Below are 23,243 nucleotides of genomic sequence, written 5' to 3'. Positions count from 1 at the left end.
ACAACACCCTTGCGCACGGCTCACGATACAGTCGGCTGAGGTCAGGACACGCGCCGCCGAAGGTGCGATGCGTCGAACGGGGTACAGATGTTTGCAGACGATCACGGGGAGTCACAGACCCCTTCGTGGCTGTCGGGCTCCCCGGACGACGACGCAAATACCCTTGGCAACAAGCGATCCCACACAAGAGCGGCCACCAGCGACGCCGCGTCCGAGACCGACGCCACGCCGGGCGAGACCGTGAGTCCGACGGTCGGCGCCGTCAGTTCTCGAGACGACCCCACCAGCGCCGACTTCAATCCCTTCGCGGGGATTCTCGGTGGCGCGAGCCCGCTGACATCGGCGGGTCCGGGTTCTACCGACGACGTCGACGACGAGGACAACCCGCTGTTGGCGGTGTTCGGCGCCCAGCCGGGTGGCACCGCCGTCACCGAGGAACCCGCACCCTCCGAGAGCTCGTCGCGCCAGGCCCCACTGCCGTCCGAGGACGACCTCGGCTTGGGCGCCATGTGGATGCCGTTGGCCTCGCCCGCCGGCGAAACTGCCGAGACCGATGATCCGCAAACCGACGGCCCGCGTCATGCGGCGGACGGCCCGGATGACGCCGCGGCCGACTCGGATGATCTCGACGAGATCGAAACCCGTGCAGCACAACTCCTCTCACGACTCGGACGTACCCAGCCGGAACCGGAACCCCACCCGGAGTTCACCATCCCGACGCTGTCCGACGAGTCCATCGACGAGCCGTCACACGATGTCCCAATCGGCGTGGACGACCCGCCGATCCCCATGAACAGCGACATCACAGACGGCGAGGTCTCCGCGTACGACGAAACCTCCACAGGCAGTAGCTATCTCACGGACGACGAGATACCCGCCGCCGGCAGCCCGACCCCTATCGACACCGGGCTGCCGACACCACCCGAGGACACGCGGGGTGACGCCTCGCCGGACGACGCAGATGCCACCGATCCGCATGTCGCCGATGCGATGACGGTGCGTCATCCGATCACGTCACCGCCCCCGCAGCCCCAGCCCGTACCTGCACCGACGCCCGAACCGCGGCGTCGTCGTCGGCCCGCACGACCGCCGTGGCAGCAAGACCCCATGGGAATGGCCGCACCACCTTCGGACCCAACAGCTTTGGGCTCGATACCACCGGGCTCGATACCCCCCGGCTCGATACCACCGGGCCACACGGCACAGGCGCCGATACAGCACGTGCCCATGGAGTACGGGCCTATGGAGTACGGACCTGCGAACAGTGGGCCGACGAACCCTGAGCCCGTGGACCAGCGTCCGACACCACCCGCGCCACCACGTGCTCCCGCGGTTGAACCGCGGGCCGAGCAGATGCCGGTCACCCCGGTGCCGTATCCCGCTGCGCCACAACCCTCTGCATCACAACCACCTCCGCCGCCGCACCCCGCGCCGCCGACCACCGATCCCATCGCGCCTCTTCCGCGCCACGCCGAGCCCATTCCGCAGGCACCGTCCTCGCCGCCTGCTCCCACCCACCAACCACCACCATCGCCGTGGCCCGGACATCGTCCACCCGCTCACCAGGCCCCCGCGCCGCCACCCGCGCAACACTTTTCCGGGCAATACCCGGCGCCCCAGTATGCTCCGGCCTCACCGTATGCCCCTGCGCCACCATTTGGCCCGGGGCCTGCACCTGCGCATCCATCGAATCCGTTGCGGCCGCCAGCCGCGGTACCGTCGTTGGACGAGGCGCACCAGCGTGATCGCAGAAGCGAAGCCCCGCAGGCCGGTTGGCGCCGCGCCGTGTTCACGGTGTCCTCGGGGCACGTCAATCCCGGCGAGTCACGGGCGGCCCGGCGGCGTCAGCAGCTGATCGATCAGATCCGGCGACCGATCAACGGCGACTTCCGGATCGCCATGCTGTCGATGAAAGGTGGGGTGGGCAAGACCACCACCACGGTGGGGCTCGGCTCGGCGTTGGCCGCGGTGCGCGGAGATCGGGTGATCGCGGTGGACGCCAACCCCGACCGCGGCACTCTCGCCGACCGGATTCCGGGCCGGACCTCGGCCAACGTCCGCGACCTGCTGAACATGGGCCCCATCGACCATTACGCCGCGGTGTCCAACCTCACCTCCACCTCTCCGAGTCGCCTGGAAGTCCTTGCCTCCGAACAAGACCCAGCTGCCGCCACCGCCTACGACGAGGCCGACTACCGGCGCACGATCGACACACTGCAGCGTTACTACAACATCATCCTGACCGACTGCGGCACCGGGATCATGCATTCGGTGATGGGTGGGGTCCTCGACCTCGCCCACGCCATCGTCCTCGTGACCACCCCGGCGATGGACGCCGCGCGCAGTGCCTCGGCCACCCTCGACTGGCTCAATTCCCACGGGTACGGGCGCCTGGTGCACGAGGCGCACGTCGTCCTCAGCTCGTCCCGCCCGCAAACCGGCCAGGTGAAGGTCGACAAGATCGTCGATCACTTTGCCGCACGTTGCAATTCGATTCACCTGATCCCCTTCGACCAGCACCTCGCCGAGGGTGCGGCGATCGACTTCACACACCTGCGGGCACCCACTCAGCAGGCGTTTCTCGAGCTGGCCGGAAATGTGTCCAACAGCTTCGGGATGGTGCGTCGCCACCCCGAGATCCGATACCGACGGATGGAAGTATGAGCCAGAACACACGCGATGCGCAGCGGGTCTTCGACGCCGGGGTGCTGTCCCTGGGGATAGCGATCGACGGGCTGCAGACCGAACGGGACGTGACCTACGCCCTTCGGGCCTTCACCCGCGCCACCGAACGGGACCCCGACATGTGCGATGCATGGCTGGGGCGCGCCGCATGCGGCGAGGTCACCTCGGAGGTGCGCTACAACCTCTATCGGACCTCCACCACCACGCTGTTCCGTGAGCAGCGCCGACTCGGTCTGGCACCACGGGAATTGGGCGGACGCTTCCAGACCGGGCTCTACATCGACTATCCGCTCGCGGGTTTCACCGAGATCTGGCTGGCCTACGCCGCCGGGCTGATCGACGACGGCGAGTACGGCGAGGCCGAGGGCGCGCTGGACACCCTGGCCCGGTATCGGCCGAACATGCCCGAACGCGACCGGTATTCCGACGAGATCTGCGCCTACCTGCGCGGCATCCTGCATTTCACCACCCAGCGATGGCCCGATGTGCTTGCCGCCCTGGATAAGTCGGCCTCGTTCGGCGACGAGTACATCAAGTGCGGAGCCGATCTGATGGTCGGTTCTGCCTGCGCCCAGCTCGGTCTCTTCGGCGAGGGTATCCGCCGACTGGAGTCCGCTGCGGAGGGCCCGATCCCGGCCGCCGTCACCGACGCCGAGTTCTGCCGCGGATTGACGTTGCGCGAGATGGGTCGCGAAGAGGACGCCCGCGCCATCTTCGAACGCATCTACTCCGAGAAGCCCGACTTCGAGGCCAATGCCGCTGCGCTCAACGACCCCAAGTACCGGCTGGTGATCACCGACCGCGCGACGATCGAGTCCCGCACGGACCGTTGGGATCCGAACTCCGCCCCCGATCCGAAGCTACGGGTGTCGGCCGAACAGGCCGATCGCAGCGCGAAGCTTCTCGCCGAGGCCCAGGAGGAGCTCGCCGCCCAGATCGGGCTCGATGAGGTCAAGATCCAGGTCGCCAAGCTGCAGTCGTCTGCCAAGATCGCCAAGGTTCGCGCCGAGAAGGGGCTGGCAACCACCTCGCGCAGCAACCACCTTGCGTTCACCGGTCCACCCGGCACCGGCAAGACGACCATCGCACGTGTGGTCGCCAAGATCTATTGTGGGCTCGGCATTCTCAAGACGCCCACGGTCATCGAGGCCAAACGGGAGGACTTCGTCGGTCAGCATCTGGGCAGCACGGCACTGAAGACGTCGGCACTGATCGACACCGCGATGGACGGGGTGCTGTTCATCGACGAGGCGTACACCCTCATCCAGAGCGGGCTGTCCGGCGGCGACGCGTTCGGCCGGGAGGCCGTGGACACGTTGCTGGCACGGATGGAGAACGACAGGGACCGCCTCGTCGTCATCATCGCCGGATACGACGGCGAGATCGATCGCTTTCTCGCAGCCAACGACGGCCTGGCATCGCGGTTCGCCAAACGAATCCGCTTCCCGTCCTACACCCCGTCCGAACTCGGCCAGATCGCCCGGGTCATCGCCAAGAACCGGGACTCGGTCATCACCGACGAGGCACTCGACGATCTGATCGCCGCATGCGAGCCGCTGTTCAACTCGGAGTCGGTCGATCAGAGTGGGCTACCCCGCCGCACCATCGACCGGGCGGGCAACGGCAGATTCGTGCGCAACATCGTCGAAGCCGCCGAAGAAGAACGCGAGTACCGACTGTCCGAGGACCCCGGCATCGACTTCGACGACCTCGACGCCGAGCACCTGATGCAGGTGGAGGCCACCGACATGCGTGCGGCCATCAACACCGTGTTGGGCAACCTGGGCCTGGGGAACCTGGGCCTGGGGAACCTGGGTCTGGGGCGCGTCGACACCGGCTCCCAGGTCTGAACCGCCCCGGCGACAACACCGTCGAGAAACGACAGCGCCCCACCTGCGAGCAGGTGGGGCGCTGTCGACCGTGGAGCTGCCGGGAATTGAACCCGGGTCCTCCGTCGGGTTGGCGGGGCTTCTCCGTGTGCAGTTCACTGGGTCTCTACTCGGATCTCCCGGTCACGTGAACAAGCCGAGATGACGATCCCAGTCGCTGTTGGTTGTCCCCTTCGCACCCGCGACCGGTGCGAACGGTGAGCTCCCAAAGATGATGCCGGCACCGGACTTGGGAGCAGAGTCCGGGCCGACAGACTACGGGCCCGCTGTCAGGCAGCGAGGGCGTAGTCGCGCTGATTCTTATCGGCGCTTAATTGGTTGCCGCGACGCTTATACGGTGGTCTCTGGCCTGCACCGACACGCTTCCCCCGCCTCGGCGTACAGAGTCGAAACCGATCAGCCCCGAGACAGGTGCCCTCCGATTTCTCGGCGAGCAGTTCATTGTAACAACCCGACGCGCGTGGTTCATTCCCATTTCCATCGGAGCTCGCTCGGTGTGTGCATTCGCCCGCGAGATCGGCGTCACTGGATCGACAGCACGGCGGTGTCGTCGACGCCCACGGGCACCGACAACTCGCCGCCCTCCGCCTGATACCGGCGCCCGGTCCATGCGTCGACCCCCGACACCGACGAGTCACCGGTCAGACCGAGGCTCGACAAGCTCACCGTCAATGTGCGGGGATGGTCGGCACGGTTGGTCAACGAGACGACGAGGCCCTTGGAACCCAGAGCGCGGCTCCAGATCTCCGGGTTGTCGCCGACCATGGCGCCGGCGCGCACGCGCTCGTCCTGATCGATGCCGATGATGGCCTCGTTGGCGAGGATGTCGCGGGTGCGGGTGCTCATCGCGGTGAGGTCGTTGCCGGCCATCAGCGGGGCGGCCATCATCGCCCACATCGACATCTGGGTGCGCTCCATCGCCGGGGTCAACGCGTTGCCGACACCGACGACGAGCATGTCCATGTCGACGAAGCTGCCGTCGGCAACCCGTGCGCCGATCGGGGCCACGGCGTCGATGATGTCGCGGACCCCCTGATACCCCGAGGCCGGTGTCGCATCGGCACCGGCCGGCCGAGTGGTCCACACCGGCGAGATGTCGTTGGTGGCACGTGTCATGGTTGCCACACCGCCCCAATCGAATTGGGCTCCGGGCACCGATCCGGCGATTCCGCTGTTGGGATTGATGCTGAACACCATGGGGCGCCCGGTGGATCGGATCGCGTCACGCATCGCGGTGAACGAGGCGACCTGGTCGTCGTGCGCCGAGTCACCGGAGCACCAATCGTATTTGACGAAATCGACGCCCCACGAGGCGAAGGCGCGCGCGTCGGTGAGCTCGTGACCCCCACTGCCGGCGGTACCCGGATAGGTTCCGCCGAACTGCGCGCACGTCTTCTCGCGTGCACCGGCGTAGATCCCGAACTTCAACCCGCGAGCGTGCACGTAGTCGGCGAGGGCTGCCATCCCGGACGGAAAGCGCACGGGGTCGGCGACGAGTTGCCCGCCGGCGTTGCGATCGGGCGCCATCCAACAGTCGTCGACGACGACGTAGCGATATCCCCTGGCCGCCAGGCCCGAGGACACCAGGGCGTCGGCCTGCGCGCGCACGATCTGCTCGGTGATGGTGCAGCCGAAGCTGTTCCAACTGTTCCACCCCATCGGCGGGGTGGCCGGCAGTCCACTGATCGCCGGACCGTCACCGCCGATGCGCACGGTGTCGTCGCCCTCGGGCGTGCAACCGAGCACGAGCACAACCAGGGTCACGATCACGACAGCTGCTCGCGGCCACCGGTGCGACATCCTCCGGCGCGAGTGCGTCGAGGTCGGCCTCACGCAATCACATGCCCTTGACGCGGCGGCCGATCTCGCGGGCGACCTCGCGTTGCGCGGTGCGCCGCGCGATATCCTGGCGCTTGTCGTGTGCCTGCTTACCGCGGGCCAGTGCGAGTTCGACCTTGGCCCGCCCGTCGCTGAAGTACATCGACAGCGGCACCAGGGTCAGGTTGCCGTCGCGGATCTTGCCGACGAGGTTGTCGATCTCACGACGATGCATCAGCAGCTTGCGATTCCGTCGCGGCGCGTGATTGGTCCAGGACCCACTGCCGTATTCGGCGATGTGCAGTCCACGCAGCCAGACCTCACCGTCGTCGATGGTCGCGAACGCGTCGACCAAGGAGGCCTTGCCCTCCCGCAGACTCTTGACCTCGGTGCCGAGCAGGGCGATGCCGGCCTCGTAGGTGTCGAGGATCGTGTAATTGTGTCGCGCTTTGCGATTGGACGCGATCAGAGTGCGCCCCTTCTCCTTGACCATGTCGGCCGTCTCACCTCCTTCACTCGCGAACGTAGACACGCAGCGTGACATATCCGGTCACCGCTGCCAACACAATTCCGCCGATGACGAGCCACGGCGAGACGAACAACACGTCGCCGATCGTCACCCGGGGCACGATGTTGACCCCGTACAAACCGGCCAGGGCTCTGTCGAAGAAGAAGATCTTGGCCAGGAACAACCCACCGATCGCGAGCAACGACCCGATGAACGCGGCCAGCATCGCCTCGAGGAGGAACGGCAGCTGGGTGTACCACCGGGTCGCGCCGACCAATCGCATGATCGACACCTCGGTCCGCCGGGTGAACGCCGCGATCTGCACCGTGTTGACGATCAGCAGGATCGCGGCCACCGCGAGGATCGCGGCCACCGAGAACGCGGCGTTGCGCACCCCGTCGAGCACCCCGAAGATCCGTTTGACGAGTTCACGTTGATCGAGGGCGCCCTCGACGCCGAGGTCCTGGCGGCCCGAGAAGGCGTTGTAGACGTTGTCGAAACGATCCGGATCCGACATCCGGACCTTGAACGACGCCTGCGAGAAGGTGTCCTGGGTGATCTGGTCGGCGATCTCCGGCGAGGTCTCCTCGAACATCTCCTTGGCCTGCTGATAGCCCTCTTCGGGGCTGACGTAGGTGACCGATCCGACGCCGGGTTGCTTCTCGAGGTCGGCGCGCAGCGTGGTGCACGGGGCGTTGCGGCAGTTGGCGTCGGCCTTGGAGACGTCCTCGTTGAGGAAGAACTGCATCTCGACGCGGTCGAGGAAGATCTTCTGGCTCTTGTCGGCCATCTGGATCACCAACAGCCCGCCGCCGAACATGCCCAGGGTGATCGCGGTGGTGATGATCATCGCGACCGTCATGGTCAGGTTGCGGCGGAAGCCGTTGAAGACCTCGCTGAAGATGAATTGAGCTCGCATGGCTGCTCGGATGTCCTTCTGGTCGTGGGGGCTCGCGCGGATGCGCCGACGGTTCTCGGCATCGCGTGCACGCGATGCCGAGATCGGCACTGGTCGCTCAGCCGATGCCGTAGACGCCTTGCTCGTCGTTGCGGACCAGCCGCCCGTTGTCGAATTCGAGGACCCGACGGCGCATCGCGTCGACGATGTGCCGGTCATGGGTGGCCATCACCACCGTCGTGCCGCGCCGGTTCACCCGATCGAGGACGTCGACGATCTCCTCGCTGGTCTCCGGGTCGAGGTTTCCGGTGGGCTCGTCGGCCAGCAGCACCAGCGGCCGGTTGGCGATCGCGCGGGCGATCGCCACACGCTGCATCTCACCGCCCGACAGCTCGTAGGGCATGCGGTCGAGCTTGCCCTCCAGACCCACGTAGTCGAGGACCTCGGGCACCACCTTGCGGATCATCGACGGCGGTTTGCCGATCACCTCCAAGGCGAACGCGACGTTGTCGGCGACCGACTTCTGTTGCAGCAGCCGGAAATCCTGGAAGACGCAGCCGATCGACTGGCGCAGTTTGGGTACCAGACGGCCCTTGAGGGTGTTGACGTGGAAGTCGCCGACGTAGACCTGGCCGGAGGTCGGCTTGTCCTCTTTGAGCAACAACCGGAAGAAGGTCGACTTCCCCGATCCGGAGGGCCCGATGAGGAACGCGAACTCGCCCTTGTCGACCTCGAGGGACAGCTCGGACAGAGCCGGCCGCGAGGAGGCCTTGTATTTCATCGTGACGTTGTCCAGCGTGATCACAGGGAGCCAGTGTAACGACGACGCCTGAGAGTCCCGTTCAGGCGGACGTGCGGCGCGTTGACCTCGCTCCTGCGGCCCTCGGTCGCACGTCTCAGCGCGTCGGCACGGTGGTGGTGGTCGTCGTCTCCCAGGGCAGCCGGAAGCCGGGGATGAGACCACCGCTCGGCGCCGAGGACTGACCTGTCGACGACTCCTCCCCGGCACCGGGCGCACCGGGCGCGCCGGACTGCACCGACGACTCGCCCGAGTCCGACGAGGACACCGACGACGAGGTCGTCGACGAATAGCTGGTCGTCGGTTCCTGATAGGTCGGCTCGCTCGTGCGCACCACCTGCCGGCCGGTGGACGGCTGCTCCGGCGGGGAGTAGCGCTGCGAGGTGTACCCGTACATCACCCAGCACGCCACGAACAGGACCACCAGGATCGCCGTGCCGGAGCGCACGCGAGTGCCCTTGATGTGCTTCCAGTTCCGGTCGCGCCAGCCACGGCGCTGCGACGTCGCGGGTGTGGGATCGGTGGCCGGGCGGGCACCGGTGTCGGACTCGGCGTCGTCGTCGGTGACGATCGGGATCTGGTCGGTGTCGACGATGGGGTCGACGGGGGCATGGGTGCGCCTGGTCGCAGTCGGTGTGGCGGGTGGTGTCGTGGCGGGCGGTGTCGTGGCGGGTGGTGTCGTGGCGGGTGGTGTCGTGGCGGGCGGTGGTGTGGCGGGCGGTGGCGTCACCGCGGGCCGCGCGGCGTCGTCCGGCAACAGGTGGCGGGGCTCGCCCTCACGGGCGAGCGTCGGGTCATCAGGCGTCTTACCTGGTGGCGTGTTCTCGGGCGGCTTGTCGCCGGGCAGTTCTCGATCGGCCATCACGCTCCCCCGTCCCGGCCGGTACGGCCGTCGGTGCCAGGCGCGCTCACGGTGTCGGCGAGTGTCGCCGGCGGGGCCGCACCGGACTGGGCGTCGTGCCCGGCGGCGACGGTGATGCCCTCGGCGGCGAGAGCGCGCACGATCGACACGCGCAGCGCCCGACTCACCTCGAACTGTTTGCCGGGCAGCGTCCGCGCGACGATGCGGACGGTGATCGCGTCCAGTTCGAGGTCGGTGACCCCGAGTGACGACGGTGTGTCGAGGAGCAGGTCGTGCCAGCGCGCGGTCGCGTAGAACTCGCGGCCCACCCGGTCGAGGGTGTCGTTGACGAGTCCGATGTCGGCCTTGGCCGGCACCGGGACGTCCACCACCGCTCGCGCCCAGTCCTTGGACAGGTTGGTGGCCTTGATGATCTGGCCGTTGGGCACGGTGATGACCTCGCCCTCGCTGGTGCGCAGTTTGGTCACGCGCAGGGTGACGTCCTCGACGGTGCCGTCGGCGTTCTGGCCGCCGGTGACCATCAGACTCACCACGTCGCCGTACCCGTACTGCTTCTCGGCGACCACGAAGAACCCGGCCAGGATGTCTTGCACCACGCGCTGCGCACCGAAGCCGAGGGCCGCACCGATAACCGCACCCGGGCCGGTCAGACCGGTGATGGGCACGTTGAGGATCACCAGGAAGCGGATCAACACGATCGCGATGACCAGGACGATCAGCACCCACGCGACGACGTCGACCAGGGCCCGACGATGTTTGGTGTCCTCGGTCTGGACGATCAGGTCGCTGTTGTGGAAGCTGCTGTCGACGCGCGCGGCGTACTTGGCCGCCGACCATCGGATGAGACGGATGACGATGAGGCCGCCGAGGACCCACGTGACCATCTGCAGCCCGTTGGTGACCAGCCAGACGTAGATGGACCCGATGAGCTGCTCGGTGGCGTTCTGCGGACTGGTCGCAGCAAGGACGTGATGCGGACTCGCCGCCGCGAGCAACTCAGGCCTCGACATCGGCCATTCGCCAGCGGATGCCCGCCTCGATGAACTGGTCGATGTCGCCGTCGAGGATGGCGGTCGGGTTGTTGCTCTCGACGTTGGTCCGCAGGTCCTTCACCATCTGGTACGGGTGCAGGACGTAGGAACGCATCTGGTTGCCCCAGCTCGATCCGCCGTCGCCCTTGAGCGCATCGAGTTCGGCGCGCTCCTCCTGACGCTTGCGTTCGAGGAGTTTGGCCTGCAGCACCCGCATCGCCGACGCCTTGTTCTGCAACTGACTCTTCTCGTTCTGGCAGGTGACGACGATGCCGGTGGGCAGGTGCGTCAGACGCACCGCGGAGTCGGTGGTGTTGACCGACTGGCCGCCGGGGCCCGAGGAGCGGTAGACGTCGACCTTCAGTTCGTTCTCGTCGATGTCGATGTGGTCGGTGGTCTCCACCACGGGCAGCACCTCGACCTCGGCGAAGGAGGTCTGCCTGCGACCCTGGTTGTCGAACGGGCTGATCCGGACGAGTCGATGGGTGCCCTGCTCGACCGAGAGGGTGCCGTACATGTAGGGGGCCTTGACGGCGAAGGTCGCCGACTTCAGGCCCGCTTCCTCGGCGTAGGACGTGTCGTAGACCTCGACGCCGTAGCCGTGCTGCTCGGCCCACCGCACGTACATCCGCATCAACATCTGGGCCCAGTCCGCGGCGTCGACGCCACCGGCACCGGATCGGATGTTGACCAGTGCGTCACGCGCGTCGTACTCGCCGGCGAGCATGGTCTTGACCTCCATCGCGGCGATGTCGGTCCGTAGCGAGGCCCGTTCGGCGTCGGCGTCGGCCAGCGCGCTGGTCCGTTCCTCACCCTCCTCGGACTCGGCGAGCTCGTAGAGCACCGGCATGTCCTCGAGCCGTTGACGCAATTCGGTGACCCGTCGCAACTCCGACTGGGCGTGGGAGAGCTCGCTGGTGACCTTCTGCGCGTGCTCCTGGTCGTTCCACAACTCGGGGTCGGAAGCCTGCATCTCGAGCTCTTCGATCCGACGGCGCAATTCGTCGACGTCGAGCACCTTCTCCACGGTGGTGAGGGTGGTGTCGAGGGATTCGAGATCTGCGGTCGCGTCGGGATGCACGGTTATTCAGGGTACCGGCTGGGACGCGCCGTCAGGACGTCGGCGGCGGCATCTCCCCCGGGACCTGCGGCTGCGGCGGGAGTTCACCGAAATGCCAACTGGTCTCGGCCTTGCCCGGCTTGTAGACCACCGGGTGTTCGGAGCCGATCTGCGGCCACGGTTGGCCTTGTTCGAGCACCATCGTCCCGTAGACCTCGGCCGGTCGGGTGCCCGGACCGACAATGGTGCCCGACACGGTGCAGAACGCCTCGCCCTTGCTGTCAGCCTCGGGACGCTCGCTGACCCCGGTGAGGGTCATCGTTCCCTGCACCAGGCCGGTACCGCCGCGGGCGCTGCCTCCGATGCCGCCGACCCGGCGGCCACGCATCTGCATGATCATCGCGACGGCCATGACCGCCAGGAGGATGGCGATCGTGACGGTGATCCACATGACGGCCACCCTACCGGGCCCGGCCTCCGCGTTAGGCTTTCGCGCGTGACCTCCCACCCCGTTCCCGAATCCGACGATTCCGACCTCGGTATCGCGCTGTCGCTGGCGATCGCCGCCGACGATCTCACCATGGCGCGTTTCGGGGCGCTGGACCTACAGGTGTCGCAGAAACCCGACCTCACACCGGTCTCCGACGCCGATCTGGCCTGCGAGGAGATGATCCGCGAGCACCTGTCGCGTCGGCGTCCCGACGACGTCGTACTCGGCGAGGAGTTCGGTGGCGAGGCGACGAGATCGGGACGCCAGTGGGTGATCGACCCGATCGACGGGACCAAGAACTTCGTGCGCGGTGTTCCGGTGTGGGCAACGTTGATCGCGCTGCTCGTCGACGGCGTTCCGACGGTCGGTGTAGTCTCGGCGCCCGCGCTGCGTCGGCGTTGGTGGGCAGCGCAGGGCCAGGGCGCGTTCGCGGAGTTCGACGGCCGCACCCGGTCGTTGTCGGTGTCGGGCGTCGCCGACGTGGCCTCGGCGAGCCTGGCGTTCTCCAGTCTGTCCGGGTGGGCGCAGGCAGGCATCCGCGACAAGTTCATCGCACTCACCGACGAGGTGTGGCGGGTGCGCGGATACGGCGACTTCTACAACTACTGTCTCGTCGCCGAAGGTGCTGTCGACATCACCGCCGAGCCCGAGGTCTCACTGTGGGATCTCGCGGCCCTCGACATCCTCGTCCGAGAGGCCGGTGGACGCTTCACCGCGCTCGACGGGACGCCCGGCCCCCGGGGTGGCAACGCGGTAGCCAGCAACGGACTGCTGCACGACGCGGTACTCACCGCGCTCGCCACGGACTGAGCCGGACCCGGGCGGGTCGGACGCACCTGTCCAGTCGACGAGTTGCCGACGAAAGTGCTTCGGGGACTCCTCTGTTCGACCTAGCGTCGACAGGAGACCCGCACCGACGTCAGGAGTTCTCCATGCCCGGCTTCCCCGCCCTCACCCACGTTGCGATCACCGTCGCCGACCTCGAGATCAGCCGGTCCTGGTACAGCCGCCTGTTCGGCGCCGAGCCCGTCCTCGAAGAGGACGAGGAGTCCGGCGCGTTCCACCACGCCGTGTACGCCCTCGACGGCGGTACGCTGTTCGGTCTGCACACCCACACCGACTCGACGCCGTCGGAGGTGTTCAGCGAGAAGCGCACCGGACTCGACCACGTAGCGTTCGCGGTCGGACAGGACGACCTCGAGCGGTGGCGCACCCGGCTCGACGAGCTCGGCATCGCCCACGGCGACATCAAGCACGCGGCGTACGGGTCGGGCATCTCCTTCCGCGACCCCGACAACATCGCTCTGGAGTTCTTCGCCCCGCCGGCGTAGATCGCGTTGGTCGGCCCGGTCGAGTTCGGTGACGAAGCCGGGCCGGCCGTTTCGGGTTATACCGGGCGATCGTCGCCGCGGAATGGCGTGCGCCGTCGCAGCACCGTCGAAACTCTAACGGCCCGTGAATGATCGAGTGAACACAGATGCTAAAGACGCCGTGCACATCGAGGATCACTGTGGATGGGCGGGCTATCGGCGTTCCGTGCCGAACACCGGTCAGCAGTACCCAGCCCGCAGGGCGTGTCTCCCAATTCCTCTGCGATGGATTTGCGGAGGAGCGCTTTCATCCCGTTGGTCGAGTTGCCGAGGAACGCTTTCCTCTCGGTGGTCGAGTTGCCGAGGAACACTTTCCTCTCGGTGGTCGAGGTGCCGAGGAGCGTTAGCGACGAGCCTCGAGACCTGTTGCACCGCTGCTGGTTTCCGATCCAGGACCGAGCACGTGACGGTCTAATGCCGGCGACTGCCGAGTAGTTGGGCGAGTCGGTTCTCGACCGGCGAGTCCGAGCCAGGGTCAGGGTGGAGGATTTCGACGAGGTCGTAATACCCGTGCCCGACCGGGACTCGGCTGCGGCGGATTCGGTTGGTGGGCAGCACTGATCCCCGGTCGTCGCGCTCGGCGAGATCGGTATCAGCACTGGCAGCGGCCGCACGTGGTGGTGGGTCGGGTGGTGGATGCAATTCCGCGCGCACTGTGTCGAGGGTGGCGCGGAAGGTGGCCCCGACATCCGGAAACGCGTTGGTGCGTTTCGGGTTCGGTTCAGCCGCCCCGATGGGGGTGTTGTTGCGCCACCAGCAGCGTCCGGCCCACGGCCCGTCCCGATAAATCCCGGTCGTGAATTGTCCGGGTTTGTCACCGACCATCCGGTTGTGTTTGCCGCAGGCGGGGGCGAGGTCACCGATGTTGGTGAGCCCACCTTTCGCATGATCTTTCGTGGCGTGATGAATTTCCACGTGCGCGGCAGGTTGGGTACACCCGGGAAACGAGCAGTACTCGCCACCGTCTTTGGCGAACAACGCGATCCGTTCGCCTTGACTCGCCAACCGCGCCCGACCCAAATACAGCGGCAGGCGGGTGTGGTCGTCGAACACCGCCAACCACGGCTGGCTGTGGGCCGCCAATGCGATGACATCGGTGATCGGCAGCAGGGTGCCGGTCGCCGTGACGCCCATCCCGGTTTGGGCGATCAGGTCGGACAGCGATGCTTTGATGATCAGGTGCGGCGGCAGCCCGCGATGCGATTGCGGGCCGAGTCCCACATCCAGTCCGGCGCGTAGGACTGCTTCCAACGCATCATGGTTGCGTTGCACCTGATCGCGGTGATCGCGGGCTGCGGCGGCCGTCAACGCGTCGGGGTCGGCGTCGTCGCGACTGCCGGTCGGGGGAGTCGGGGTCGGTGGGGTTGTTCATTCCGGGGGCTGCCCACGCGGCGAGTACTGCTTCGAGGTGTGCGGTCAAGGTGGGGGTCATTTGTCCGGTCAGGCCACTCATTTTTTGGGCGTCTTGACGCCCGATGCGAATCTGGCGGTGCCGTTGCCGATCAGCATCGTCGGTCAACTCACCGTCGGGGTCGAGGTGCGCCAACACCCGTGCCCCCAAGATCCGAAGATCAGACGGGGTGTGGGTGCGGGCGAACCCGGCCATCGCGGCGTCGGCCGACATTTTCTCGTCGAACGGCACTGTCGCCGGGACACGGTCCAACACATCGATCACCACCGCCGCATGCGAAGGGCCGGCCGCCCCGGAGGCCATCGCTTCGGCCAACGCCGGATATTTCGGGGCGGCGACCTCGCCGGTGAAGGTGTGGAAGGTGGCGGTCGCTGTGAGTTGTTTCCACCGCCGCCACGGTTCCGACACACGCAACAAGCCGATCATGGCGTCGATGATCGACCCGAACCCGTACTCCCGCGCCAAATGACGGTCGGAGAACTCGACGATCTGCCGATCCCCCTGGACGGTGACACGGGTGATCAACCGCTCGGTGGACTGAGCAACCGCAACCAGGTCATCGTTGGACAGACCGGTCACATCATCCGATGCCAACTCGTCCATCAGCGAGTGGGCGAGGGCAAGTTTCTGCGCGGTCGACAACCCCGACACATCCGGTAACGCGTCAGCGGGGAGTGTGGTGTCGACCATCATTTGTCACCCCCCGGCGATAAGCTCACATCTGTTTGTGTGCTGTTGTGTTCGAGCATGTGCCGGGTTTGTCGGGTTGGCAAGGGGTTGTCGAAAGTTTTTTCGTACGGGTTTGGTGGTGGGGTTTCAGCGTGGGTTCGGCTCGGTCTCGAGGCTCGGCGCCTTGGGCGCCTCGCACCTCGACCATCGATCGGTGAAGGACCTTGGGCGCCTCGCACCTCGACCACCGATCGGGAAGCGCCTCGACCACCGATCCAGACCGGCCTCCCACCGGTTGTGCCAGTTGAGGATGCGCTCGGGGATGCACCGAATACCCTCTCGCGCAACAGATTCCGGCTACGTTCTCGGTGGAGGCTACAGCAGCGGCGCTGCAGCCGCCCTCGGGGCGTTGCCCGTGCATCCCGCTTTGCCGCCACGATCGCCTTGGGGCTCGACTTCCCCGCGGTGTCGGTCGCCGACATGCGGGACCGGCTGAAACGCGACGATGTGCCGTCAACTGCACATCTTTCAGAAGTCGGCCGCGGACTCCTGATCGAGTACGGCGAATTCGGTTGCCGCGTCCTTCATCTCGCTCAATCGTGAGTAGTGGATGCCGGTCCCCGCGTCGGACAGGATGGCCTGATGGATGGGCACCGCGACGCGTGGCGCCATGGCACGCAGGTAATCCACGGACTCACTGAGTTTCATCCACGGCGCCGCCGACGGCAGCGCGAGGACGTCGACATTCTCGAACGGAATGTAGAACGAGTCGCCCGGGTGCATGAACCGCCCGGCGCCCTGCGACGAGTCGAGGACGTAGGCGACGTTGTCGATGACCGGGATCTCCGGATGGATCACCGCATGCCGGCCGCCGGTCATCCGGGCGGTGACCGCGCCGATGTCCACCTGCTGCCCGGGGTGCGCCGGGGTCCACTCCCCCGACGAGTCGGCGTCATTGAGTTGCCGGGCGGTCTGCGGATCGGCGTATCGGAGGGCCTGCGGATTGGCCGCGATGAGATCCGGCAGCCGCGCGGGGTCACAGTGATCGGGATGTTGGTGGGTGATCAGGATCGCGTCGAGTCCGGTGATGCCCTCGAAACCGTGGGAGAAGTTTCCCGGATCGAACAGGATCTTCGCCCCATCGAGTTCGACCAGCAGACACGAATGACCGAAGTGCGTGAGTTGCATGCCTCCACTGTGCTCCCGGCGGCCTCATGTGTCAGCGAACCGCTTCATAACCCCTGGTCGCCCCGGCACGCACGGCCGGCGAACGAGTCCCGGCGAACAAACACGTGACATTCTTCTTACCCATGAGTAAGATCGGTTCTTACCGCCGGGTAAGGTATCCCGGAGCCGTACCGCCCCACCCAGTCAACCACTGCGAGAAATGGTGAACATGTCTACTCACACCGAACCCCGCGACACCTCCGCCGTCGGGAAGACCCGTCATCCCCGCAACTTCATCGGTACCGCGATGCGCGTGCTGACCACGGTCACGGGCTCGGAGTTCGCCGAGAAGTACCAGATCCGTGAACCCATCAACCGGATCGCGTACCAGGCGACCAAGACCGGGTTCCAGACCCTCGGCGCCGCCAACCGCGCCTTCTCGAAGGTGCAGGGCGGGTCGGCTCCGGCCAAACGGCTGACGACCACACCCAAGGGCTACTTCAATCTCACGCCCGACGACGAACAGCAGATGATCGCCGAGACGGTCAAGGAGTTCGCCACCGAGATCCTGCGTCCGGCAGCCTACGACGCCGACGCCGCGGCCACCGCGCCGGAGAGCATCGTCAAGCGCTCCGCGGAACTCGGCATCACCATGATCAACGTCCCCGAGGAACTCGACGGCGCGGCCACCGAGCGCGGGGTCGTGACCAACGCGTTGGTCGCCGAGGCGATGGCCTACGGCGACATGGGTCTCGCGCTGCCGCTGCTCGCCCCGAGCGGTGTGGCCACCACGCTGACGAACTTCGGCAGCGACGGCCAGCAGAAGACCTACCTGCCCGACTTCGCCGGTGAGAACGTCCCGCAGTCGGCGGTCGTGATCGCCGAACCGCGCCCGCTGTTCGACGCATTCTCGTTGCAGACCAAGGCAACCCGCGTGCCCAGCGGCTACCGGCTCAACGGCGTGAAGTCGTTCGTACCGGCCGCGGGGTCGTCCGAACTGTTCATCGTCGGCGCGCAACTCGACGGCCGCCCTGCACTGTTCATCGTGGAATCGGACTCCAAGGGCCTGATCGTCGAGGCCGACCCCGGCATGGGTGTGCGCGCCGCAGGCATGGGTCGACTGCTGCTGCAGGACGTCGCGGTGCCGGAGTCGGCGCTGCTCGGCGAAAGCTCGCCCGAAGCCTCCGATGCCGCCTTCGCGGCGTATCGCGACGTGGTGCGGTTGTCGCGGCTGGGCTGGTCGGCACTTGCCGCCGGAACCGGTCGGGCCGTCCTCGACTACGTCATCCCCTACGTCAACGAGCGTGAGGCGTTCGGCGAGCCGATCTCCAACCGCCAGGCGGTGGCCTTCATGGTCGCCACCATCGCCACCGAGCTCGACGGCATCCGTCTGGTCACCCTGCGCGGCGCCTCGCGCGCCGAACAGGGCCTGTCGTTCGCCCGCGAGGCCGCCCTGGCGCGCAAGCTCACCATCGACAAGGGCCTACAGATCGGTCTCGACGGCATCCAGCTGCTCGGCGGCCACGGCTTCACCAAGGAACATCCGGTCGAGCGTTGGTACCGCGACCTGCGTGGCGCGGGTATCGGCGAGGGCATCGTCGTCCTGTAAGGCGACCCGGGAATCGAGGACACAGTCATGAGCATCAATCTGGAACTGCCGAAGAAACTCGGCGTCACCATCGATCAGGCCCATCAGGCCGCGGCGGAGATCTTCCGTCCCATCTCGCGCAAATACGATCTGCGCGAACATGATTACCCGGTCGAGCTCGACACCCTGGCGAGCCTGTACGACGGTCTGGCCGAGACCGGCCAGGCCGGTGCAGGCGCCGATGCCGGCCGGAGCAAGGACATGGGCAAGGAGCGTCCCGAGGGCGTCGTGGTCAACGGCGGCAACATGCAGTCGGTGGTCAACGTGATGGAGACCTCCTGGGGCGACGTCGGCCTCATGTTGTCGATTCCCTATCAGGGACTGGGAAATTCGGCGATCGCCGCGGTCGCGACCGACGAGCAGCTCGAGCGCTTCGGCAAGGTGTGGGCGGCGATGGCCATCACCGAGCCCAGCTTCGGCTCGGACTCGGCCGCGGTCACCACCACCGCCACCCTCGACGGCGACGAGTACGTCATCAACGGCGAGAAGATCTTCGTCACCGCGGGCTCACGCGCGAGTCACATCGTGGTGTGGGCGACCGTCGACAAGAGCCTCGGCCGCGCCGCGATCAAGAGCTTCGTGGTGCCGCGCGAGCATCCCGGTGTCGAGGTGGTCCGGTTGGAGCACAAGCTCGGCATCCGCGTCTCCGACACCGCGGTGATCCGGTTCGAGAACTGCCGCATCCCCAAGGAGAACCTGCTCGGCAGCCCCGAGGTCGACACCAAGAAGGGCTTCGGCGGGGTCATGCAGACCTTCGACAACACGCGGCCCCTCGTCGCGGGAATGGCCGTCGGGGTGGCGCGGGCCGCACTCGAAGAGCTGCGTCGCATCCTCGAAGACGCGGGCATCGAGATCGATTACGATCGTCCCGCCGCCGATCAGCATGCCGCCGCAGCCGAATTCATCCGAATGGAATCCGATTGGGAAGCAGCGTATCTGCTGACCATGCGGGCGTGCTGGATGGCCGACAACAAGCAGCCCAATTCGCTGGAGGCCTCGATGGCCAAGGCCAAGGCCGGCCGCACGGGTACCGACGTCACCAACAAGGCCGTCGAATTGGCCGGTACGCCAGGCTATTCCGAGCGTCTGCTGCTCGAGAAGTGGGCCCGCGACTCGAAGATCCTCGACATCTTCGAGGGCACCCAGCAGATCCAGCAACTCATCATCGCCCGCCGGGTGCTCGGCAAGAGCAGCGCCGAACTGAAGTGAGTCGCACCGGCCGATGATCTCCCCGGCCGGCATTGAACACGAGATCGCCCCGCGGACACCAGGTCCGCGGGGCGATTCCCGTCGGTGCGGATCTGTCGGTGTCCGTCGCGGTGTCGGTCCGGGAGGACGCGACCCGGCTCACGCCTCCGGCAGCGGCCGCCCGGATTGCTCCGACCACACCACCGGATCCTCGCGCAGCAGATGCGCCCGACCCTTGCGGCGATATCGCCAGATCTGCAGGGCGCCGACGCCCCACAGCAGGTACTGCGCCGACATCGCCGCGGTGAACGCCTCGGGCGGATAGCCGGACGCGCCGTCGGGGGTGCGCCAGTCGAGGATGATGCCGATCATCGCCATCAGCAGCAGGCTCGCGAAGAAGCCGCCCTGGTTGATGATCCCGGTCGCGCTGCCGACGCGTGAGACGGGGTTGGAGGTGCGGCCGAGATCGAAGCCGATCATCGATGCCGGACCACCCATCCCGCACACGATGACCAGCAGCATCAGCAGCCAGAACGGCGCAGCACCGGGCCACGCGAGCACGATCGTCCACATTCCGGCGATGGCGCCGACGACGCTCAGCACCAGGGTCGACCGGTGCCAGGGATGCCGCGTGATCAGCGCGGCGAAGATCGGTCCGAAGCCGATGATCGAGCACACCATGATCGTCAACAGGGTGCCCGCCGCGCCCGCGCCCTGCCCCTCGCCCTCGACGAAAAACGGGAATCCCCACAGCAATCCGAGAACGGTGGCACTGAATTGCGTGGAGAAGTGCATCCAGAATCCCAGCCGGGTACCCGGATGACCCCAGGCCGCGGCGAGGGTGGCACGGATGCCGGAGAACCCGAGCAATGGCCCGGAGGTGGTGCGCGCCTGTGGGGAGTCGCGCACCACGATCGCCGCGATCACCAGCAGCGCGGCACCGCAGGCGGCGGTCACCAGGTAGGCGTGCGTCCACCCGAGATTCGACAGCGCCCAGGTCATCGGGACCGCGGCCGCCACCGCGCCGAGTTGGCCGAGCACTCCGGTCAACTGCGTCATCAGCGGGATGCGCCGCACCGGGAACCACGAGGTCACCAACCGCAGCACGCACACGAAGGTCATGGCGTCGCCGACCCCGACGAAGAACCGTGAGCCGAGCGCCCACACGTAGGTGTCGGCGAAGGCGAAACTCAGCTGCGCCAGCGTCAGGATCAGGGTGCCGGTGAGCAGCACCCGGCGCGGGCCGAACCGGTCGACGAGGAGCCCGACCGGGATCTGCATCAGCGCGTACACCAGCAACTGCAACACCACGAACGTCGACAACGCCGACGCCGAGATGTGAAATCGGTCGGCGGCGAGCAGACCGGCGACCGCCATCGACGACCGATGCAGAACGGCGATGAAGTAGACGGTCACCGCGACCGTCCACACCACCATCGGGTGCCCGACACGGGCGGGTGCGCTCACCGGACCGATCTCCTCTCGTCGCGCCTACATCGTGCTACATCGCCGCAGACCGGGACAGACCACCACTACGATGTCGAGAACCGACGACGCCCGACCTCCGAATTCGCTGACCGTGTCGCCGGAATGGGGGATGGTGATGCGGACACCGAGGACGGCCGGCAGGTCACGATGGCGTCGCCCGATCGCGCTGACGCTGGTGTTCGTCACGGCCGCGCTGGCCGGTTACGCGTGGCTGCAGACACGCGGTGACGGTGTCGGCTGGGACGACGTCGGGGTCGGCGACTGCGTCGGCACCCATGACCGACCGGAGATGTCGCTGCTGCACCCCGGTGGCGGCTACGGCAGACACACCGCGGTGCACTGTTCAACCCCCGCGGCCACCTACGTCGTGGCGGTCCGACCGGCGGTCCCGGTGATCGGCCAGGCCCAGATGACCTGCCCAGACCCCGGGAAAGATGTCAGCGGATTCGCACGCTACGAGATGCGCTCGGTCTCGGTGCACGGACGGTTCCTGTTCCACGACACCTCCTACGGTTACGCCCCGATCTGTCTGGCACCGAACCTGCACGTCGGCAGCTGTTACGACGCCGGCGAGGATCGTGGCCCCCTGGTGTCGCCGCAACCCTGCGACGGTCTCGTCTCCTGGCTGGTGACACGGCAGATCACCGGAGTGGCCGACATCCACCGATGTCCGACGGCCACCGGACTGGTCCTGCACTCACCGCTGATCACCTATTGCGAGATCAACTATCCCGATCCCGACAACCCGCTGCTGCGCTTCGGTCCCCCACCGCCCCGGCCACCCGCCGGGTGATGCGGCGGCGCTCGCCGCTCAGCCGTTGATCACCTGCGGCACCGAGACACCCTTGAGACCCTCGACGCCGAACTCCAATCCGTACCCGGACTGCTTGACACCGCCGAACGGAATCATCGGGTGCACGCCTCCGTGCGCGTTGATCCACACGGTGCCGGCCTCCAGACGACCCGCGATCGCTCGCGCGGCGCCGGCATCACCACTCCACACCGAGGCGCCCAGCCCGACGTCGAGGCCGTTGGCCAGTGCGACGACCTCGTCGACGTCGGTGTAGCGGATGATCGGCAGCGCCGGACCGAACTGCTCCTCGGTCACCAGCGGATTGTCGTTGTCGATGTCGGCGACCAGGGTCAGCGGGTAGAAGTGGCCGGGGGCGTCGGTGTCGGGGTCACCGCCGGTGAGCACCTTGGCGCCGGACTCCTTGGCTGCCTCGACGAGCCGGGCGACGATGTCGAACTGCGCGCGGTTCTGCAGCGGACCCAGCACGTTGTTCTCGTCAAGCCCGCGGCCCATCGGCATCTGCCCGGCGACCTCGACGAGCGCAGCACACACGTCGTCGTAGACGTCGGCGTGCACGTAGAGCCGCTTGAGCGCCGCGCACGTCTGCCCGGTGTTGATGAAGCATCCCCAGAACAGGTCCTGCGCAATGGCTTTCGCGTCGACGTCGGGCAGCACGATACCCGCGTCGTTGCCGCCGAGTTCGAGGGTCAGGCGCTTGATGGTGTCGGCCGAACTCCTGATGATCGCCTGACCGGTACGGGTCGAACCGGTGAACATCACCTTGTCGATGTCGGGATGAGACGACAGCCGGGCCCCGACCTCACCCTCGCCGACGACCGGGATGAGCACGTCGGCGGGCAGGACGCCGTTGAGGACCTCGATCAGGGCGAGCACCGACAGCGGCGTGTACTCCGAGGGTTTGACGACGGCGGTGTTGCCCATCCGCAGGGCCGGGGCGACCTGCCAGATGGTGATCATCATCGGCCAGTTCCACGGACCGATCGCACCGACGACCCCCACCGGGCGGTAGCGCAATTCGGCGTGGGTCTCCTCGTCGTCGACGACGGTCTCGCCGGGCAGTGCGGTGGCCGCGGTAGCCCGCAGCCACGCCGAGCAGGCACCGACCTCGAAGCGCGCGTTGGGACCGTTCAGCGGTTTGCCCTGTTCGCGCGAGAGGAGTTCGGCGAGGGGTTCGGCGGCCTCCTCGATGGCGTCGGCGGCCTTGAGTAGCAACGCCTTCCGCTCGTCGTCGGCGCGCGCCGCCCATGCCGGTTGTGCGGCCCGGGCACGGGACACGGCGGCATCGAGATCGGCGACGGAACCGAAGGCGACCGCACCGACGACCTCACCGGTTGCGGGATCGAGGATCTCGCGACCTGCGGGATCGGTGACGGAAAGCAGCAAGCTGTCATAGGTGGTGCTCATGGTGATTCTCTTTCCTGATCGAAATCTGTTGACACTCAGTCGTC

General features: G+C 67.0%; 18 protein-coding genes, 1 other RNA gene and 1 pseudogene. 7 read left to right on the top strand and 13 right to left on the bottom strand.

Features of this window, described 5'->3' with window-relative positions; genetic code table 11:
- Positions 1–87 precede the first annotated feature (87 nt).
- Both QNM97_RS06165 and eccA read left to right on the top strand, forming a co-directional pair.
- Entirely contained in the window at positions 88–2,664 is a 2,577-nt protein-coding gene (locus QNM97_RS06165; protein WP_283822015.1) for a MinD/ParA family ATP-binding protein, read from the top strand.
- Positions 2,661–4,535 (top strand): type VII secretion AAA-ATPase EccA, encoded by a 1,875-nt coding sequence (eccA, locus tag QNM97_RS06160; protein ID WP_283822014.1) that lies wholly within the window; start codon positions 2,661–2,663, stop codon positions 4,533–4,535. Before QNM97_RS06165 ends, eccA begins: the two co-directional genes overlap by 4 nt.
- Positions 4,536–4,603: 68 nt before the next feature.
- On the opposite strand, the gene ssrA is transcribed toward eccA, so the two are convergent.
- From ssrA to QNM97_RS06115, 9 genes are all read right to left on the bottom strand, one after another.
- Positions 4,604–4,978: a transfer-messenger RNA gene (gene ssrA, locus QNM97_RS06155) on the bottom strand.
- A 118-nt stretch (positions 4,979–5,096) separates the two neighbouring features.
- A complete protein-coding gene (locus QNM97_RS06150) occupies positions 5,097–6,374 on the bottom strand; it encodes a glycoside hydrolase family 27 protein (RefSeq protein WP_283822013.1) in 1,278 nt (425 codons plus the stop codon).
- 37 nt (positions 6,375–6,411) lie between these two features.
- Positions 6,412–6,885 carry an SsrA-binding protein SmpB gene (smpB, locus tag QNM97_RS06145; RefSeq protein ID WP_283822011.1) on the bottom strand — a complete coding sequence of 158 codons (474 nt, stop codon included), beginning with the start codon at positions 6,883–6,885 and terminating at the stop codon, positions 6,412–6,414.
- Positions 6,886–6,904: 19 nt separating this feature from the next.
- A complete protein-coding gene (ftsX, locus tag QNM97_RS06140; protein WP_283822010.1) occupies positions 6,905–7,819 on the bottom strand; it encodes a permease-like cell division protein FtsX in 915 nt (304 codons plus the stop codon).
- 97 nt (positions 7,820–7,916) lie between these two features.
- A complete protein-coding gene (gene ftsE / locus QNM97_RS06135) occupies positions 7,917–8,603 on the bottom strand; it encodes a cell division ATP-binding protein FtsE (RefSeq protein WP_079930502.1) in 687 nt (228 codons plus the stop codon).
- A 91-nt stretch (positions 8,604–8,694) separates the two neighbouring features.
- A complete protein-coding gene (locus tag QNM97_RS06130) occupies positions 8,695–9,459 on the bottom strand; it encodes a hypothetical protein (protein ID WP_283822009.1) in 765 nt (254 codons plus the stop codon).
- Entirely contained in the window at positions 9,459–10,469 is a 1,011-nt protein-coding gene (locus QNM97_RS06125; protein WP_283822008.1) for a mechanosensitive ion channel family protein, read from the bottom strand. Before QNM97_RS06125 ends, QNM97_RS06130 begins: the two co-directional genes overlap by 1 nt.
- Positions 10,456–11,571, bottom strand: coding sequence for a peptide chain release factor 2 (gene prfB, locus QNM97_RS06120; RefSeq protein ID WP_283822007.1), 1,116 nt, complete (start codon positions 11,569–11,571; stop codon positions 10,456–10,458). Before prfB ends, QNM97_RS06125 begins: the two co-directional genes overlap by 14 nt.
- 31 nt (positions 11,572–11,602) lie before the next feature.
- Positions 11,603–12,001, bottom strand: coding sequence for a hypothetical protein (locus tag QNM97_RS06115; protein WP_208791983.1), 399 nt, complete (start codon positions 11,999–12,001; stop codon positions 11,603–11,605).
- A gap of 45 nt (positions 12,002–12,046) precedes the next feature.
- Between QNM97_RS06115 and hisN the strand changes: the two genes are divergently transcribed.
- Positions 12,047–12,850, top strand: a complete 804-nt coding sequence (hisN, locus tag QNM97_RS06110) for a histidinol-phosphatase (protein WP_283822006.1) — start codon at positions 12,047–12,049, stop codon at positions 12,848–12,850.
- A gap of 122 nt (positions 12,851–12,972) precedes the next feature.
- On the top strand, positions 12,973–13,371 hold the full coding sequence (locus QNM97_RS06105; RefSeq protein WP_283822005.1) for a VOC family protein: 399 nt from the start codon (positions 12,973–12,975) through the stop codon (positions 13,369–13,371).
- Positions 13,372–13,821: 450 nt separating this feature from the next.
- Here the strand turns inward: QNM97_RS06105 and QNM97_RS06100 are convergent.
- Together QNM97_RS06100 and QNM97_RS06095 are read right to left on the bottom strand one after the other, a co-directional pair.
- Positions 13,822–15,514 (bottom strand): annotated as a pseudogene (locus QNM97_RS06100) (HNH endonuclease signature motif containing protein).
- Between the two features lie 504 nt (positions 15,515–16,018).
- Entirely contained in the window at positions 16,019–16,678 is a 660-nt protein-coding gene (locus tag QNM97_RS06095; RefSeq protein ID WP_283822004.1) for an MBL fold metallo-hydrolase, read from the bottom strand.
- A 208-nt stretch (positions 16,679–16,886) separates the two neighbouring features.
- Here QNM97_RS06095 and QNM97_RS06090 point away from each other — a divergent pair, with 208 nt between their 5' ends.
- Both QNM97_RS06090 and QNM97_RS06085 read left to right on the top strand, forming a co-directional pair.
- Positions 16,887–18,266, top strand: coding sequence for an acyl-CoA dehydrogenase family protein (locus QNM97_RS06090; protein ID WP_208791987.1), 1,380 nt, complete (start codon positions 16,887–16,889; stop codon positions 18,264–18,266).
- A 27-nt stretch (positions 18,267–18,293) separates the two neighbouring features.
- Complete coding sequence (locus tag QNM97_RS06085) at positions 18,294–19,514, top strand: acyl-CoA dehydrogenase family protein (RefSeq protein WP_283822003.1); 1,221 nt, start codon at positions 18,294–18,296, stop codon at positions 19,512–19,514.
- Between the two features lie 138 nt (positions 19,515–19,652).
- Here QNM97_RS06085 and QNM97_RS06080 read toward each other — a convergent pair whose 3' ends face one another.
- Entirely contained in the window at positions 19,653–20,960 is a 1,308-nt protein-coding gene (locus QNM97_RS06080; protein WP_283822002.1) for an MFS transporter, read from the bottom strand.
- A gap of 70 nt (positions 20,961–21,030) precedes the next feature.
- On the opposite strand from QNM97_RS06080, the gene QNM97_RS06075 reads away from it, so the two are divergent.
- Positions 21,031–21,774: a hypothetical protein gene (locus tag QNM97_RS06075; RefSeq protein ID WP_283822001.1), complete on the top strand. Its 744-nt coding sequence runs from the start codon at positions 21,031–21,033 to the stop codon at positions 21,772–21,774.
- 18 nt (positions 21,775–21,792) lie between these two features.
- On the opposite strand, the gene QNM97_RS06070 is transcribed toward QNM97_RS06075, so the two are convergent.
- Positions 21,793–23,199, bottom strand: coding sequence for an aldehyde dehydrogenase family protein (locus QNM97_RS06070; RefSeq protein WP_283822000.1), 1,407 nt, complete (start codon positions 23,197–23,199; stop codon positions 21,793–21,795).
- Between the last annotated feature and the right edge of the window lie 44 nt (positions 23,200–23,243).

The sequence above is a fragment of the Gordonia sp. L191 genome, assembly GCF_030077625.1.
Classification (GTDB): Bacteria; Actinomycetota; Actinomycetes; order Mycobacteriales; family Mycobacteriaceae; genus Gordonia; species Gordonia polyisoprenivorans_A.
Note: the sequence above shows the minus strand (reverse complement) of the source record. Positions and strands in the feature narration are given on the sequence as shown.

Excerpts from the sequence above, each read along its gene's own strand:
- QNM97_RS06165 (WP_283822015.1), top strand. The coding sequence starts at position 88 with ATGTTTGCAGACGATCACGGGGAGTCACAGACCCCTTCGTGGCTGTCG.
- eccA (WP_283822014.1), top strand. The coding sequence starts at position 2,661 with ATGAGCCAGAACACACGCGATGCGCAGCGGGTCTTCGACGCCGGGGTG.
- QNM97_RS06150 (WP_283822013.1), bottom strand. The coding sequence starts at position 6,374 with ATGTCGCACCGGTGGCCGCGAGCAGCTGTCGTGATCGTGACCCTGGTT.
- smpB (WP_283822011.1), bottom strand. The coding sequence starts at position 6,885 with ATGGTCAAGGAGAAGGGGCGCACTCTGATCGCGTCCAATCGCAAAGCG.
- ftsX (WP_283822010.1), bottom strand. The coding sequence starts at position 7,819 with ATGCGAGCTCAATTCATCTTCAGCGAGGTCTTCAACGGCTTCCGCCGC.
- QNM97_RS06130 (WP_283822009.1), bottom strand. The coding sequence starts at position 9,459 with ATGGCCGATCGAGAACTGCCCGGCGACAAGCCGCCCGAGAACACGCCA.
- QNM97_RS06125 (WP_283822008.1), bottom strand. The coding sequence starts at position 10,469 with ATGTCGAGGCCTGAGTTGCTCGCGGCGGCGAGTCCGCATCACGTCCTT.
- QNM97_RS06115 (WP_208791983.1), bottom strand. The coding sequence starts at position 12,001 with ATGTGGATCACCGTCACGATCGCCATCCTCCTGGCGGTCATGGCCGTC.
- QNM97_RS06105 (WP_283822005.1), top strand. The coding sequence starts at position 12,973 with ATGCCCGGCTTCCCCGCCCTCACCCACGTTGCGATCACCGTCGCCGAC.
- QNM97_RS06095 (WP_283822004.1), bottom strand. The coding sequence starts at position 16,678 with ATGCAACTCACGCACTTCGGTCATTCGTGTCTGCTGGTCGAACTCGAT.
- QNM97_RS06090 (WP_208791987.1), top strand. The coding sequence starts at position 16,887 with ATGTCTACTCACACCGAACCCCGCGACACCTCCGCCGTCGGGAAGACC.
- QNM97_RS06085 (WP_283822003.1), top strand. The coding sequence starts at position 18,294 with ATGAGCATCAATCTGGAACTGCCGAAGAAACTCGGCGTCACCATCGAT.
- QNM97_RS06075 (WP_283822001.1), top strand. The coding sequence starts at position 21,031 with ATGTCGAGAACCGACGACGCCCGACCTCCGAATTCGCTGACCGTGTCG.
- QNM97_RS06070 (WP_283822000.1), bottom strand. The coding sequence starts at position 23,199 with ATGAGCACCACCTATGACAGCTTGCTGCTTTCCGTCACCGATCCCGCA.